The sequence below is a fragment of the Streptomyces sp. NPDC057950 genome (assembly GCF_042887295.1).
GTDB classification, from domain to species: domain Bacteria; phylum Actinomycetota; class Actinomycetes; order Streptomycetales; family Streptomycetaceae; genus Streptomyces; species Streptomyces kaempferi.
Genome location: NZ_JBHVPP010000016.1, coordinates 242245 through 258139 on the forward strand (window position 1 = coordinate 242245; position 15895 = coordinate 258139).

The following is a 15895-nucleotide window of genomic DNA, read 5'->3' on the forward strand; positions in this document are numbered from 1 at the left end:
ACTGGTCACACCGCCGCGGCGGTGCCGTCTCCCGTTCCGGACTCCCGGGGTGGGACACGACACCGCCGCGGGGACGGGTCGGGACGGTCACTTGATGCCCGTCGTGGCGATCCCCTGGACGATCTGCCGCTGGAAGACCAGGAAGACCGCGATGAGCGGGATGAAGCCGAGGACCGAGGAGGCCATGACCTCGGCGTACTGGGGACTACTGGGGTCCACCAGCGAGGCGAGGCCCACCGGGATGGTCTGTGACTTGGTCTGACTGAGGACCAGTAGGGGCCACAGGAACGAGTTCCAGGAGCTGATGAAGGTGAGAATCGCGACCGTCGACACCGCCGGGCGGCAGATCGGCATGCAGACGGTGGCGTAGACCCGCCACCAGCTCGCGCCGTCGATGCGCGCCGCCTCGATCAGCGCCGTGGGGATGCCGCGGAAGAAGGAGTGGAAGACGAACACCGAGATCGGTGCCGCGACCGACGGCAGGACCAGCGCCCAGAACGTGCCGAGCAGGTGGAACGACCGGTACTCGATGAACTGGGGCAGTACCAAGGCATCGGTCGGCAGCATCAGGCCCGCCGCCGCGACGGCCATGACCACGCCCCGGCCGCGGAAGCGCAGGAAGGCCAGCGCGAATCCGGCCATCGAGCAGAAGGCCACCGTGAAGATCACGGCGAGTACCGAGATCACCAGGCTGTTGAGGTACCAGGTGCCGATCGGATGGTTGTCCCAGGCGGTCGAGTACGCGTGCAGCGACCAGCCGCCGGCGAAGATCGACGTGGGGCTCTGGGTGATGGACGCGTCGTCGCGCAGCGAGGTGATCAGTGCCCAGACGAAGGGCACCAGCCAGATCAGGGCGAACAGGGTCAGGCACACGGCGCAGAGCCGGTTGAAGAGCTTGGCGCCGTTGACCGTGCCCTTCGGTTCGGTGGGCTGCGGCTGGGTGATGGTGGTCATGGGTCCTCCGCTCAGGCCGCGCTGCTGGTCGCGCGACGGCGCCGCAGCCCGTACCAGGCCGCCGAGATCGCGACGATGATGACGAAATACACCATGGTGGCGGCAGCGCCGTAGCCACCCCGGTAGGCGGTGAAGCCGGTGTCGTAGATGTACTCGATGACCGGGCGGGTGGACTGATTGGGTCCGCCGCCGAGCAACTGGTAGATCTGGTCGAACACCTTCAGCGAGGCGAGGATCTGGAGGATCAGCACCAGGCTGGTGGTCCGGCCGAGCAGCGGCACCGTGATGTGGCGGATCTGCTGCCAGGGGCTCGCGCCGTCGATCGCCGCCGCCTCGTAGACGTCCGCGGGGACGTCCTGGATCGCGGCGGTGTAGAGGACGAAGTTGAAGCCGAACGTCCACCACACGGTCATCAGCACGACGGCGGTCCAGCCGCCCGAGGTGCTGCCGATGAAGTCAGGCACCGGCAGTCCGACGGCGTCGAAGACCTTGGGTATGAGGCCGATCTGCGGGGTGTACATCCACAGGAAGACCAGGGTGACCACCGAGGACGGCACGACATACGGCAGGAAGAAGGCGATGCGGTGGAAGAGTCGGCCGCGGCGTATGCGCGAGGCCAGGATGGCGACGCCCAGCGCGAGGATCACCAGCGGGGGAGTGGTCAGCAGCGTGAAGAGAACCGAGTGCCACATGCTCTCCCAGAAGAGGGAATCGGTGAGCACCTCACGGTAGTTCGACAGGCCGACGAAGTCCCCGAGGCCGCTCTTGACGGTGGTGGTGTTGAAGAAGCTCAGCACCACGCCGACGAGCAGCGGACCGACCAGGAACAGCAGGTAGACCACGAGGAAGGGGGCGGTGAGCAGCCTGCCCGCCCGGCGTTCGGAACGGTGGGGCCGGTCGGCGGCGAGGCCGACGGGAGATACGGCGGGTGCCGGTCGCGTCGAGACGACGGTCGTCATGGTGACTGCCTCCTACTTCATCGTGACCGGCGGTCGGGACGTGGTGTACCGCTTCAGGGCGGAGCGCATCGCGCCCGCCATGCCCTTGGGCGTGATCCGCCCGGTGAGTGCCTCGATGACCGTGCCGCCGATCACGCCCTGGAAGTCCGAGCCGGCGCCGGTGTACCAGGCGACCGGGTCGTACTGGGCGTTGAAGGCGGCCTCGACGTAGTTGCGTTGCGGCGACTGGTCGAGGAAGGCCTTGCTGTGCTGCGTCGGCAGCCAGGCCGGGATGTGCCCGCCCTCGGCCCACACCGCGCTGCTGTCGAGGAGGCTCTTGACGAACTTCGACGCGTTGCGGGTGCGGGTGTCGTCGCCGCGGTCGTTGCGCGGCAGGATCAGCGCGTGCGAGTCGGCGTACGCCACCGGCTTCGAGCCGAGCAGCGCCGGGAACGGCACCACGTTGAACTTCAGGTTCTTGACCGCCCGGTATGTCGGGATCTGCCATTCGCCGTCGAAGAGGAAGCCTGACTTGCCCGTGCTGAACAGGGCGTTGGCGCCGGCGCCGGTCAGGTTCTTCGGCATCAGGTTCGGGCCGGTCAGGCTCTGCATGAAGGCGACCGTCTCCTGCATCGCCTCGTCGTCGACGGCGATCTTCGTTCCGGAGTCGGTGACGATCGGGCCGGCGAGGCCGGAGTAGATCATGCTGAAGAAGCGCCAGGCGGTGGACGGGTCCGCCGTGATCGACATGACCGCGCCGAACCGGGCGCCGCCCGCGTCCTTCATCGCCTTCAGCGCGTCGACGAAGTCCTCCTTGCCCTCGAGGGGCACGAGACCGTCGCCGGCGGAGTTGAGCAGGCCCGCCTTGCGGGCGATGTCCACGTTGTAATAGAGGACGAAGGGGTGCGTGTCCAGCGGGACCGCGTACACCGTGCCGTCCACGGTGGCCTTCTTCCAGGCCGCCGGGGTGAACTTGTCCTGCGTGACGCCCAGTTCCCCGAGGGGGGTCCGCTCGATCGGTTCCAGCAGGCCGGAGGCGGCCAGCAGCGGAAGCCGCGAGAGGTGGGTGATGCCGACGTCCGGCGGCGTGCCGCTCGCGGTGGCCAGTGCGAGCTTCGTGTAGTACGGATTGCCCCAGCCCAGGATGGTCGCCTCGACCGTCGTTCCCGGGTTGGCCTTCCGGAACGCCTTCTCCATCAGCACCATGTTGGCGCCGTCACCACCGGTGAAGAGGTTCCAGAAGATGACATCCGCCGTGTTCGGCTGCGAGCCCGTCAGGCCGGACGCGAGCGGGGAGGAGCACGCCGCGAGCCCTCCGGTCAGGGCAAGGCCACCGCTGAGGGCAAGAAACCGTCGGCGAGCCATCGCTCCGCTCATAGGGGTATTCACCTCGTTAATTCGATGTGAACTCGATGGCGCAGACCCTCGCACACGTTTTGCAACGATGCAATAGATCGATGGGAAGGAGTCCGCCGGGCCCCCGCCGCGCCCCCGCCGCCCTTCTTCCGTGACGCCGCCGAGCCCGGCTCCGGACTCCTCCGAGGCAGGTTCCGCGACGGCGCGGGGCGTGGTTGCGGGGCGGCGCACGCACCTCGCCATGCCGGTCAGGGTTCGGACCACACTGCCTCACACCCTCGCAAATCGGGCACCCGCGGGACGCGTGCGCGCCGCGCCCGACGCGCCGGATCCACCCTGCATCCGCGGGGCCGTCGTCCACCGCGACGGGGGTCACACAGCGACAGGCGTCACACCGCGCGCCGGGCGCCGGCTCACTCCCGCACGGGCTCGCGGCGCGAGGACTCCCGGACGACCAGCCGGTACGGTGTGGTCTCCTGGGGGGCCGCCACAACCACTCCCGCCTGCGCGTCCTCGCCCGATGAGGCGTCTTCGGGCTCTCCGGGGGACCGCATCTGCTCCTCCAGCAGGGCCAGCGAGCGCTCCGCGATGGCGTCGAGGTCGGGGGCGACGGAGGTGAGCGGCGGGTGGGTGTAGGCCGACTCCTGGATGGCGTCGATGCCGACGACGGCGACGTCCTCGGGCACGCGTACCCCGGAGGCGTCCAGGGCCCGTAGCGCGCCGACGGCGAGCGCGTCGTTGAAGGCGAAGATGGCGTCGGGCAGCGGACCGTCGCCCTCCAGCAGGTCCCGAACGGCCGCGTAGCCCTGGTCCCTGGTCCAGTCCTCGACCGGTACGACCAGCCAGTTCACCCGCCGCACCCGGGCCGCCGACATCGCCTGCTCGTACCCCTCGGTACGCTGGCGGCCGTTCTCGCTGCCGTTGCGGCCGAGTGCGACGATCCACCGGCAGCCCTGCTCCAGCAGGTGCTCCACCGCGGTGCGGGCGGCCTCCACGTTGTCGATGCCGACCCGCGGGAACTGGTCGCCGACACTGTGCTCCCCCAGCATGACCAGCGGAAAGTCCGGCCTCTTGGCGGCGATGTCGCTCGCCGGGAGGGTCAGGGCGCTCAGCAGCACACCGTCGGCGACATTGGTCAGGCCGCCCTCGAGGATCCGCCGCTCCACCTCGCTGTCGCCCGCGGTCGACTCGACGAGCACCGTGATGTCGCGCCGGCCCGCGGCCCGGATGACGGCCTGGGCCAGTTCGGCGAAGTAGGGCTCGGCGAGGAACGGCACCGCGAGGGCGATGAAGCCCGTGCGGCCCGAGCGCAGGCCGCGGGCCAGGTAGTCCATGCGGTAGCCCAGCTCGTCGAGCGAGAGCTGCACCTTCGCGCGGGTGTCGGGGCTCACGTGCGAGTAGCCGTTGACCACGTTCGACACCGTCCGCACCGACACCCCGGCGTGCTCGGCCACGTCCCGCATCCGCACTCTGGCCACTGGGGCCTCCTTTCCGTCGTGCCGGCACTCGGAGCCTGCTGGTGGCCTCGATCGGGCGCCCGGCAGACTCTCAGAGTCTGCCGCACCCGGGAGCTCCGACCCACCGCCGCATCCCACCGGGCCTTGCATCGATGCAAACGATCACTCATGATGACAGGACTTCGATCGTGGAAACGCCTATGCCGGGAATTCCGGAAAAGGCAGGAGGAGGATCCGTGAGGGCGAGCGAGCAGGACGGGACGTATCCGAGGCCGATCCTGCGGCGGGAGCGGTGGCACAGTCTCGACGGCGTCTGGGAGTTCGGCTACGACGACGCCGACGAGGGCGAGCGCGACGCGTGGTTCGCCGAGGAGGCGACGGGTGTGTTCGACCGGGACATCACCGTCCCGTTCCCGCCCGAGGCCCCGGCCTCCGGCGTCGGCGAAACCGCCCCGCACGCGGTGGTCTGGTACCGCCGCCGCATACCCCACGAGGTCCTCGCCGTCAGCGGCGGCGACCGGGCGCTGGTGCACTTCGGAGCCGTCGACCACCGGGCCAAGGTCTGGCTGGACGGCAGGCTGGTGGCCGAGCACGTGGGCGGCCAGACGCCGTTCACCGCCGACGTGACCGACGCGCTGCGGCCCGGCGCCGCCGAGCACGTGCTCGTCGTCCGCGCCGAGGACGACCCGGCCGACCTGGCACAGCCGCGCGGCAAGCAGGACTGGCAGGACCGGCCGCACGCGGTCTGGTACGAACGGACCACCGGCATCTGGCAGACCGTGTGGACCGAGACCGTCGCGGGTCTGCATGTCACCGATCTGGCCTGGGTCCCCGACCCGGCGCGCGGCGTCGAGGCCGAAATCACCCTGGCCTCGGTGCCGGCCGCCCCGGTGAGCGTGGAGATCGTGCTGAGCCACGACGGCGAGGTGCTCGCCGCGACCACCTCCGTGGTACGCACCCCACGCAGCCGCATCGACCTGGTCGTCCCCGCCCTGCGCAACGGCATCGACCGCGAGGACCTGCTGTGGAGCCCCGAGCGGCCCACGCTGATCGACGCGCGGGTGACCGTCCGTGACGCCGCCACCTCCGAGGTGCTCGACACCGTCGACAGCTACGTCGGCCTGCGCAGCGCCGGCGTGGGCCGGGGCGCCTTCCTGCTCAACGACCGCCCCTACTACGTGCGTTCGGTGCTCAACCAGGGCTATCGCCCCGACACCCTGATCGCGAACTCCGGCACCGCCGAACTGCGCCGCGAGGTCGAGCTGATCAAGGCGATGGGCTTCAACGCGGTCCGTATCCACCAGAAGGCCGAGGACCCGCGCTTCCTGTACTGGGCCGACCGCCTCGGCCTGCTGGTGTGGGGCGAGACAGGGGCCGCGTACGAGTACGGCACCGAGGCCGTGGAACTGCTCACCCGCGAGTGGCTGGACATGGTGCGGCGCGACCGCAGCCACCCCTCCATCGTCACCTGGGTGCCGGTCAACGAGAGCTGGGGCTGCTCCGACATCGCGAACGACCCGGCGCAGCGGGCCTACACGGTCGCGCTCGCGAACCTCACCCGCGCCCTGGACCCGACCCGCCCGGTCATGTCCAACGAGGGCTGGGAGCACACCGACAGCGACATCATGGGTGTGCACGACTACTCCTCCGACCCGGAGCTGCTCACCCGCCGCTACGGCGACGCCGCCGGGTTCGAGGCGCTGCTGGCCTCGCCTGGCCCGGCCGGACGGACCCTCTCGCTCGACGCCCGGCAGACGGAGCGCTACCGCCGTGGTGAAGTCCCGCTGATGGTCACCGAGTTCGGCGGCCTGTCCGTGGGCGCGGAGGAGGACGAGTTCTCCTACACGCGGACCAGCTCCGACACGCAGTACGCCGCCCTGCTCGGCGACATCTTCGGGGTGCTGCACACGAGCCCGATCGTCGCGGGCTTCTGCTACACGCAGTTCATGGACACCGCCCAGGAGACCAACGGACTCCTCTACACGGACGGTTCACCGAAGCTGCCGCTGGAGACCATCCGCCGCATCGTCACCGGTACCGAGACCGCCCCCGAGGAGAAGCCCGAGTCCCCGGCCCTGACCGACCAGTAGTGCGGTTCCGGGCACGTCACGTGACGTGCCCGGACCTGTCATGGGGTGGGTCAGACGCGGTCGGCCGCGATCAGGAGGTACTGGAAGGAGCCGTCCTTGTAGGAGTTGATGAACGCCGTCTCGATGCCGGTGACCAGCGAGGACGTGGCACGCAGCTCCCAGTAGGGCAGCGTCTCGGGCGTCAGGTCGATGACGGCCTGCGGCACGAGTCGGTTGTTGGCCATGGCGCGGAGGTACTCCCGGCGGGAGTGGATGTTGCACTCGAAGTGGGCGTTGATCTGGGAGACCCACTTCGACGGCTGGCCGTAACGCGGGTTCCAGCAGCCGGTGATGGTCACGTAACGGCCGCCGACCGACAGGACACGGGAGTGCTCGGCGAAGAGGTCCTCCAGGTCCACGTACATGCTCGACTCGTTGTTCCACGAGGCGGCGGCCTGTCCGCGTTCGAGCGGAGTGTCGAGCATGTTGCACACCCGGGCACGGACGCGGTCCTCGATACCGAGTTCCAGGGCGCGGCGGTTGGCGAACTCCGCCTGCTTGGCCGACAGGGTGACGCCCTCGACGCTGCACCCGAACCGCTGGTGGGCCATGACCATCGAGCCGCCGCGGCCGCAGCCGGCGTCCAGGAGGGTGTCGTCACGCCCGATGGGACCGAGGTGGTCCAGGAGGACCTCGGCCTGCGCCGACTCCAGGCGGTGCAGCTCGGAGACCAGCCTGCTCTCGTACCCGGCGTCCTCGGTGGACCCGAGGGCGGTGTGGTCGATGGCGCCGATGCCGTAGTGGTGGTGGTAGAGCCCGTCCACGTCGCCGAGACGCAGGTTGACGGGCCTCGCCTCGCCGTCCCAGTAGCGGGCGATGTCCCCTTGGTAGGGCGAGGCGGGGCCGGGGATGAACGTGGTGGTGCTGGTGCTGAGTTCGGTGCTGGTCATGGTGAAATCCGCTCCTTACCAAAAGTCGGGCAGGCTGTATCGATAGGTGTTGGACTGGTGCCAGTGGTGGTTGCCGTCGACCCACACGGCCACGCCTCGCAGGAAGCGCAGCACGCTCGGTACAGGGCAGGCGGCCGCCAGGGTGGCGGCTTCGGCTTCGAATGTGTGCATGAGGTCGTTGTGGATCTCGACCGCTTTCAGATAGCCGTCCCGGTCCGGGACGCCCTCACGTTCGGCGATCACCACGGGCAGGTTCAGATGTCTGCCCGGGCTGTCGAGCTCCTTGGTGTAGGAGTAGAGGTCGTTCACGATGGTGGTGGCGTTCGAGGCGAGCGCGATCACCCGCTGCATGTCCGGCTGGGCGTGCAGGTCCGCCGGCAGTTCGTAGCCGCCGATGGTGTCGGTGATCGTCGGGCAGGGACGGAAGTTGTTGAACTGGCGCATCGCCAGGTACTCCCAGACCTCGGGAACGTGCTCCGCCTCGGACCATGCGGCCTCCGCGAGGTAGCCCAGGTGCAGACGTGCCATGTCGTGCCGGTACCGGTCGGCCTGCGAGGGGGTGGCCTGCTGGACGAGGTACGCCATGGCGGAGCGGTAGGCGCGCCGCGGCGCGTCCGACCGGAGCGACTCCGCCCACGGGTGCTCGTACTCCTGCGTCGTGAGCAGGGGGTCGAGAGCCGTGTGGGCCAGCAGCAGGCGACTGCCGAGCCCGACCGGTGAGCCGCCATGGTCCTCGCAGTAACAGTCGTCGAGCACGTTCTCGGCGACCATCAGCCGCGTGGCGATCATGAGGTGGTCGATCGTGGGCGCGTCGGGATGGCAGGCCACCATGTAGCGTCCGACGGAGAAGCCGTCGAACTGGTCCTCCCACTCCGGGGGGTAGGCCTGGACCTCGTCGACCGCCCACCTCTTGATCCTGCGGCTGACCTCCTCCACCCGAACAGGGTCCGGCTGCGTCACCGGGTGGTGGTAGAGGCCGGGGACCGGCGTGCCCTCCGCCGGCGTCTCGGGCACTCCAGGTGTCGGGGGTGCCTCTCGCCGGGTCAGGTACAGGCCGGCTGTGCCCAGCCCGCTGGGACCCCGCAGAATCCGTTCCAGGGCGGGGGCCGTCGGACCCACCGCGGCATCGCCCTCCTCCCCGCTCCGCGGGACGAGGTCGCTATCGCCGTCGGATTCGGGGTGGGTGAGGCGGGTACGGGCCCCGACGAGGGCCATGGCGTCAGCCAGGCACGACTGCGCAGGGGAAGGCCCGGGCTCGGGCATCCTTAGCTCCTTGGTCGAATGGGGGGCCTCGCCAGGCCGGGAGACCGCGACAGGCGGGACTTCCGCAACACGCCCTAATGGCGGCTACGGGCGATCTGCACGTCCTCCAGCACGCCCAGCGCGTCGGGCAGCAGGATCGCGGCGGAGAAGTACGTGGTGACCAGGTACGAGAGGATCGCCTGCTCGTTGATGCCCATGAAGCGCACCGACAGCCCCGGCTCGTACTCCTCCGCCAGGCCGGTCTGACGCAGGCCGATGACGCCCTGGTTGTCCTCCCCGGTCCGCAGGGCGAGGATCGAGCTGGTGTTGTCCTCGCTGATGGGGATCTTGTTGCAGGGCAGGATCGGGACGCCGCGCCACCCCGGGACCTGCTGGCCGCCGAGGTCGACATGCTCCGGGTAGAGCCCGTAGGCGTTGAACTCGCGGCCGATCGCCGCGATCGTCCGGGGGTGGGCGAGGAAGAACTTGGTGCCGCGGCGCCGGCAGAGCAGATTGTCGAGGTCGTCCGGCGTGGGCGGTCCGGAGTGGCTCTGGATCCGCTGCTTGAAGGCAGCGTTGTGGAGCAGGCCGAACTCGCGGTTGTTGATCAGCTCGTGCTCCTGGCGCTCCCGCAACGCCTCGATGGTGAGCCGGAGTTGTTCCTCCGTCTGGTTCATCGGACCGTTGTAGAGGTCGGCGATCCTTGAGTGGACACGCAGGATCGTCTGCACGACGGAGAGTTCGTACTCCCGCGGGTGGAGTTCGTAGTCGACGAAGGTGCTCGGCACCTCGGCCTCCCCGGTGTGACCGGCCGACATGGCGATCTCGGCCTCGCCGTGGTGGTTCTGTGGCCGGAGGGCGAGCGCGCCGGAACGCCGCAGATGGTTCCGCAGGCCGGGGGCCGAGGACAACACGGCCGCGAAGTCGGAGCGGGACAGGGTCAGCAGGGTGCCCGCCGTCTGAGCCGTGACGGTGGAGTCCCACGTCGCGTCGGTGTCCACGAGGGCGCTCTCGCCGAAGTGGCCGCCGTCGGCAAGCACGGCGACCGTCACCTCGTCCCCGTACTTGCCGACGGACGTCTGACGCATCCGGCCGCGGGCGATCAGGTGGATCTGCTCGGCGGGGGTGCCACGACGGACCAGTACCTCGCCGGCCCGGAAGTCGCGTTGGACGCACCGGTCGGCGATCGCCGTCAGCACCTCGACGTCCTCGAAGCCGCGGAACAGGGCCAGCTCCCCGAGTTGGCGGGGAATCACATGGACGTGGGCACCGTCCTGGACGAACTCGACGCGTCCGTCGCCGACGTGGTGGCTCAGCCGGCGGTTCACCCGGTAGGTGCCGCCCTTGGTCTCCACCCAGGGGAGCATCCGCAACAGCCACCGCGAGGTGATCTCCTGCATCTGCGGGGCGGACTTGGTCGTGGTGGCGAGGTTGCGGGCGGCCGCGGTGCCCAGGCTGGACTGCCGACGCGGCTCCAGCCCTGCTTCCGGGCTGGTCTCAACGGTCATCGAGCGAGATCTCCTTTTCGACGGCGTCGACCGGCGGATGAGCGACGGCCACTGCGTGCGGGGACGGGTGGATGAACCACGGGGAATCCATCCAGATCCACGGGAACCGTAACGGCCGGTGCGCCCGACTTGCCCGCCGTGGCAATCGAGTTACTTCGATGCAGCGATCTTGCTTCGTGCCGGGTTTATCGGACATCCAGCGATATTCGGACAGCGCGAGCGAGATCCGGCCGGCGCCTGGCAGCGGCCGGCGCCCTTGTCCCCGTCGACGTCCCCGTCGACGCTCAACGACTGGTCACGGCAGGGAGTTCGGGGGCGGGGGCCGAACCGGAAAGTGGCGACGCGGAGCGATCTCCCCCGGGCCACGGCCGTGGACGCCGACCGGAGCGCGGCCTGAAACCGACAACACCTCGCGGACCACCCGGCGACGCAGGGCCTCACTTGCGAACGGCCTCCTCGAAGGGCGCGCCCCGCAAACCGAGTTGCCCGCCGGAGGCGAGACGCCGGGCCCGTCGGCGGATGCGCGGGATCGTCGCAACGTTGCGGGCTCATGGTGACAGGGCCGCGGCGCACGCCGGAGCTGGGCTTCGCGCACTCAGGAGTGATCCTCGGGACACGCGAACCACCCCCGCCGACGCGGGGGCGTGCGCGGAGCAGGACCTGGTCTCGCGCGACCACGGCTGCGGCAGGGGACCACTCCCGTACGCGCGGGGCCTCGGCGTCCAGGAGCCCGGCGGCATCCTGGACGACGGCCGGTCGGCCGAACGGCGCGGTGGCCGCCCGCATCGGTGGGGTGCTGTCCGAGTCGTCCGTCTTCGCCCGGCGCTGCGCGCGGTGTGTGGTCGGCCCGGTGGTGGTGCCCGACCACGAGCCGGACCGCGACAGGTGGGCGGGATGTTCGGCGACGCGCCCAGTCAGCGAGGGGTTCAGTCGGCGATGCGCTCCGGATCGAGGACCACGGGCAGCTCGGTGAGTCCGCGGAACGCCGGGAAGGGCACGGTCAGCCAGCGCACCTCCTGCGGGGGCACGGCCAGCGTCACCTCGGGATACCGGCGGAACAGCGTGGTGAGCGCGATCTGCATCTCCAGGCGGGCCAGCGGCGCCCCGATGCAGTAGTGGGGGCCGTGACCGAAGGACAGGTGGGCCTGACCTCCGGTGCGCGCGACGTCGAGCCGGTCGGGCTCGGCGTACACCTCCGGGTCGCGGTTCGCGGCGGTGATGGCGATCTGGACGAGGGCCCCCTTGGGGATCACCACTCCGCGCATCGGGATGTCCTCGGTGGCGTGGCGGAAGGTGGAGCTCTCCACCGACCCCTCGAACCGCAGCATCTCCTCGATGGCCAGCTTCAGGGACTCGGGGCTCGCGAGGGCCGCGCGCTGCTGGTCCGGCTTCGAGAGCAGGTGGTACACGGCGTTGCCGATGAGGTACGCGCTGGTCTTGTGACCTGCGAAGAACAGCACCCACGCCGTCGAGACCAGCTCATGGTCGGTCAGAGCGCCGTCCTGGTCCTGGGCCGCGATGAGCGCGCTCATCAGGTCGTCGCCGGGCGTGCTGCGCTTGCGCGCCACGAGGTCGACCAGGAAGTCGCGCAGCTTCCCCTCGGCCTCCGCCAGCGCCTTCTTCCCCTCCGGGCCGAATCCGGTCTTCGCCACGGTGGTCGCCCACTGGTGGGCACGCTCGCGCTCGCCCTCCGGCACGCCGAGGAGTTCGCAGATGACCTGGAGCGGCAGCGGGAACGCGAAGTTCGTGAGCAGGTCGATGGACGCGTCGGTCGGGCAGCGGTCCAACAGCTCTTCGGCGACCTGCTGCAGGCGGGGGCGCAGCAACTCCACGCGGCGCGTGGTGAAGGCGCCCTGCACGATCCTCCGGAGCCGGGTGTGCTTCGGCGGGTCGGAGAACAGCATGTTGTCGTCGAGCGCGATGGAGGAGTCGCCGAAGATGCGGTGGTACGCGTCGAGGGCCCCGTACATGTCCTTGCTCAGCCGGGGGTCGGCCAGCGCGGCCCGCGCGTCGTCGTAACGGGTGATCAGAAAGGTTTCCACGCCGTGCGGCGGCCGCATCGGGCACACCGGGGCGGTCTTCCTCAACTCCGCGTACACGGGGTGCGGATTGGCCCGGAATTCGGGGGTGCACCGGGAGGCGGCGGCCGCGGGGTCCGCGGATCCGGCTTCGGTCTGCAGGGGTGTTTGCGTCATGGGCTCGACGGTTCCCGGTGGGCAGCCGCCAGCAAACGTCCTTAGCCCATCCGGGGCGACGACGGGACGCGGCGTCGCGATCGGAGCAACAGGAGGTGCGGGACCCGTGAAGCGGGCGAAGAGTTGATGCCGAATGGAAAGTCCCCGAGTCGCCGTTTCCCATGGTTGGGGCGTTCGGCTTCGGACGACCGACGATGACGACAGACGATAGGGGATCAGCCGATGAGCAGACGAGCCGTGGAATCGGTACCAGTTCTGGTGGTGGGCGGCTCACTGGTGGGCCTGTCCACGTCAGTCTTTCTCGGTCGCCTCGGCGTCGAGCACCTTCTCGTCGAGCGTCGCGCCGCGACGTCCACCCACCCCCGCGGCCGTGGGAACAACTTGCGCACCATGGAGTTGTTCCGGACCGCGGGCGTCGAGCCGGACATCCGCGCCGCGGCGGGCGCCCTGGCCGGGAACGACGGCGTCCTCCAGGTGAGCACGCTCTCCGGCGGCGACGGCCGGTGGATCGTCAAGGCCATCGACAAGGGTCCGTCCCTGTCGCGGATCACCTCCTCCGGCTGGTGCCTGTGCAGTCAGAACGACCTCGAGCCCGTCCTCCTGCGGCACGCCCGCTCCCTCGGTGGCGACATCCGCTTCGGCACCGAGCTGGTCTCCTTCACCCAGGACGCCGAAGGGGTGCACGCGGAGGTACGGGACCGTGACAGCGGCGAGACGCGCATCGTGCACGCCCGCTACCTCGTGGCCGCCGACGGACCCCGCAGCCCGGTGCGCGAGCGGCTGGGCATCACCCAGTCGGGGCCGGGCGCGCTGTTCCACAACGTGAGCGTCACCTTCCGCAGCAAGAAGCTGCAGGACGTCGTCGGTGGCAGGCGCTTCGTCGTCTGCTATCTCACCGATTCCGCCGGAGAGGGTGCCCTGCTCCCGGTGGACAACCGCGAGCAGTGGGTCTTCCACGCCCCCTGGGCCCCGGACCGGGGTGAGACGCTGGACGACTTCACCGACGAGCGCATCCTCGCCCACATCCGCGCCGCGGCCGGCGTCCCCGACATCGACGTCGAGGTCACCGGCAAGGCCCCCTGGCACGCGGCGGACCGTGTGGCCGACAGCTATGGCGAGGGCCGGGTCTTCCTCGCCGGTGACTCGGCGCACGAGATGCCCCCCACCGGGGCTTTCGGCTCCAACACCGGTATCCAGGACGCCCACAACCTCGCCTGGAAGATCGCGGCCGCCCTGCGCGGCTGGGCCGGACCGGGCCTGCTCGACACCTACCAGACGGAACGCCGGCCGGTCGCGCTCGCGACGACCGCCCGCGCCCTGTTCCAGGCCCGCGAGGAACAGCACCCGGGCTACACCCCGGAGAAGAAGCGCCAGGACGATCCGGCCGACGCGCTGACGGTGGCCCTGTGCTACCGCTACCCGTCGGGCGCCGTCGTCGGTGCCGAACCGGACGCCCCGATCGTGCCCGAGCTGTTCCAGTTGGGCGGCGCCCCCGGGAGCCGTGCCCCCCACATGTGGGTGACCACCCGGGACGGCCGGCGGATCTCCACCCTGGACCTCTACGAACGGTCCTTCGTCGTCCTCACGGGCCCCGGAGGCGAGGCCTGGCTCACCGCGGCCCGTGGTGTCACCGCGAGCCTGGGCATTCCGGTGGAGGGCTACGTCGTCGGCGCGGACCACGACCTGGTCCCCGAGGACGGGGCCGACTGGGCGGCGCTGCACGGCACCGCTGAGGCCGGTGCGGTCCTGGTCCGCCCCGACGGCTTCGTGGCCTGGCGGGCGCCCAGGCTCGTACCGGACCCGGAACGGGCCCTCACGGACACATTGATGACGGTGCTTCGCCGCGAGGCGCCCACGAACACCGCGACCGAGACCGTGGCGGAGCAACCGCTGGCGACGGCATCCGACGTGCGCGTCTGAGTGCCTCCACCTGAACCGCCGTTTCCGAACGAGGAAAGAGCCCGCGATGATATCTCCCGACCTTTCGACGTCCGCTTCGGCCGACGACGACGCCCGCACCTCCCGCGTGGACGTCCATCACCACTTCACCGCGCCCGAATGGCTCGACTGGGCCGAGGCACAGGGCCTGGTCCGGCGCGACAGACTGCCCTGGTGGACCCGCTGGGACCTCGACTCCGCGCTCGCCCTCATGGACCGTACGGGGATCCGCACCACCGTCATGACCGTGGCCATGCTCGGCCGCATCCAGGAGCGCAGCAAGCGTGAGGAGAGCGCACGGGTCGCGCTGCAGGCGGCGGCGAAAATCGCCGCGGACCACCCCACCCGCTTCTCCTTCTTCACGCCGGTCTTCCTCGACGACCTCGACCTGTCGAGCTGGTCGTTGAAGTACGGCCTCGACGACCTCGGCGCCGTCGGAGTGAGCACCCGCACCAGCGCGGACGGCGTCTATCTCGGCGCCCCGTCCCACGACCGCCTCCTCGGCGAGCTGAACGACCGCTCCGCGGTCATCAGCACGCACCCGATGGACGTACCCGGTGGCAACGCCGACGGTGCGGGTGTGCCGGGCCTGCCGCCGTTCATGTGCGACTTCCTCATGGACACGACTCGCGCGGCGATCAACCTCATCCTCAACGGCACCCTGGACCGCTACCCCAACCTCACCTTCGTCCTCCCGCACGGCGGCGGCTTCCTCCCGCATGTGGCGACCCGACTGGAGCTCTTCGGCAACCACCTCACCCCCGAGATCGAACCGTCCCGGGTACGCGACTACCTGCACCGCTTCTACTACGACACGGCGGGCCCCATGTCGCCGTCCTGGACCCCCACCCTCATGGCCACGGTCGACCCCGCCCGGATCCTCTACGGAACCGACTGGCCACCCACCCCCGCCCACATCGTCTCCGACATCGCGGCACCGGCCCTGGACAGCGACCCGGCCATCGCCGGCCACCAGCTCCGCGGCATCAACCGGGACAACGCGCTACGCCTGATGCCGACGCTCGAGTGGGCCTGAGCCGGTCGGGCTCGCGTCCGCGTCACATCCGGCGCGGTCTTCCAGGCCGCGCCGGCGGGCGCCTCGACGACGTCCTGACGACGCCACGCTGATCGCGATCCGCCGCACGACCACCGCGCGTACCAGCCGCCGCCACGGGACGATCCTCCGTGGCGGCGGTTCGCGATGGAGACCATGGACGGGGCGCCGACGGGTGAGGACCCGCGCCACCTGCGCCAGGCTCTCGATCACACCCGCGGCGCCTGCCGCGCC

Annotated in this window: 10 protein-coding genes and 1 pseudogene; 3 read left to right on the plus strand and 8 right to left on the minus strand. The window is 70.2% G+C overall.

The window, feature by feature from the left end; translation table 11 throughout:
- Positions 1-87 precede the first annotated feature (87 nt).
- From ACFVTC_RS26190 to ACFVTC_RS26205, 4 genes are all read right to left on the minus strand, one after another.
- Positions 88-954 carry a carbohydrate ABC transporter permease gene (locus ACFVTC_RS26190; protein ID WP_390130866.1) on the minus strand — a complete coding sequence of 289 codons (867 nt, stop codon included), beginning with the start codon at positions 952-954 and terminating at the stop codon, positions 88-90.
- Between the two features lie 11 nt (positions 955-965).
- A complete protein-coding gene (locus ACFVTC_RS26195; protein WP_390130868.1) occupies positions 966-1913 on the minus strand; it encodes a carbohydrate ABC transporter permease in 948 nt (315 codons plus the stop codon).
- A gap of 12 nt (positions 1914-1925) precedes the next feature.
- The gene (locus ACFVTC_RS26200) at positions 1926-3257 is read right to left on the minus strand and encodes an extracellular solute-binding protein (protein ID WP_390130870.1); all 1332 of its coding nucleotides are present in this window, start codon (positions 3255-3257) and stop codon (positions 1926-1928) included.
- Between the two features lie 404 nt (positions 3258-3661).
- The gene (locus ACFVTC_RS26205; protein ID WP_390130872.1) at positions 3662-4726 is read right to left on the minus strand and encodes a LacI family DNA-binding transcriptional regulator; all 1065 of its coding nucleotides are present in this window, start codon (positions 4724-4726) and stop codon (positions 3662-3664) included.
- Positions 4727-4941: 215 nt separating this feature from the next.
- Here ACFVTC_RS26205 and ACFVTC_RS26210 point away from each other — a divergent pair, with 215 nt between their 5' ends.
- Positions 4942-6795, plus strand: a complete 1854-nt coding sequence (locus ACFVTC_RS26210; RefSeq protein WP_390130874.1) for a glycoside hydrolase family 2 protein — start codon at positions 4942-4944, stop codon at positions 6793-6795.
- 50 nt (positions 6796-6845) lie between these two features.
- On the opposite strand, the gene ACFVTC_RS26215 is transcribed toward ACFVTC_RS26210, so the two are convergent.
- The 4 genes and pseudogenes from ACFVTC_RS26215 to ACFVTC_RS26230 form a co-directional block, all read right to left on the minus strand.
- Positions 6846-7724, minus strand: coding sequence for a geranyl diphosphate 2-C-methyltransferase (locus ACFVTC_RS26215; protein WP_390130876.1), 879 nt, complete (start codon positions 7722-7724; stop codon positions 6846-6848).
- Between the two features lie 15 nt (positions 7725-7739).
- Positions 7740-8828 (minus strand): annotated as a pseudogene (locus ACFVTC_RS26220) (family 2 encapsulin nanocompartment cargo protein terpene cyclase); the annotation flags it as partial.
- 233 nt (positions 8829-9061) lie between these two features.
- Positions 9062-10474, minus strand: coding sequence for a family 2B encapsulin nanocompartment shell protein (locus tag ACFVTC_RS26225; protein ID WP_390130878.1), 1413 nt, complete (start codon positions 10472-10474; stop codon positions 9062-9064).
- Between the two features lie 926 nt (positions 10475-11400).
- Positions 11401-12669 carry a cytochrome P450 gene (locus ACFVTC_RS26230; RefSeq protein ID WP_390130879.1) on the minus strand — a complete coding sequence of 423 codons (1269 nt, stop codon included), beginning with the start codon at positions 12667-12669 and terminating at the stop codon, positions 11401-11403.
- 222 nt (positions 12670-12891) lie between these two features.
- Between ACFVTC_RS26230 and ACFVTC_RS26235 the strand changes: the two genes are divergently transcribed.
- On the plus strand, positions 12892-14589 hold the full coding sequence (locus tag ACFVTC_RS26235) for an FAD-dependent oxidoreductase (RefSeq protein WP_390130881.1): 1698 nt from the start codon (positions 12892-12894) through the stop codon (positions 14587-14589).
- A 46-nt stretch (positions 14590-14635) separates the two neighbouring features.
- Positions 14636-15643 (plus strand): amidohydrolase family protein, encoded by a 1008-nt coding sequence (locus ACFVTC_RS26240; protein WP_390130883.1) that lies wholly within the window; start codon positions 14636-14638, stop codon positions 15641-15643.
- Positions 15644-15895: the final 252 nt, after the last annotated feature.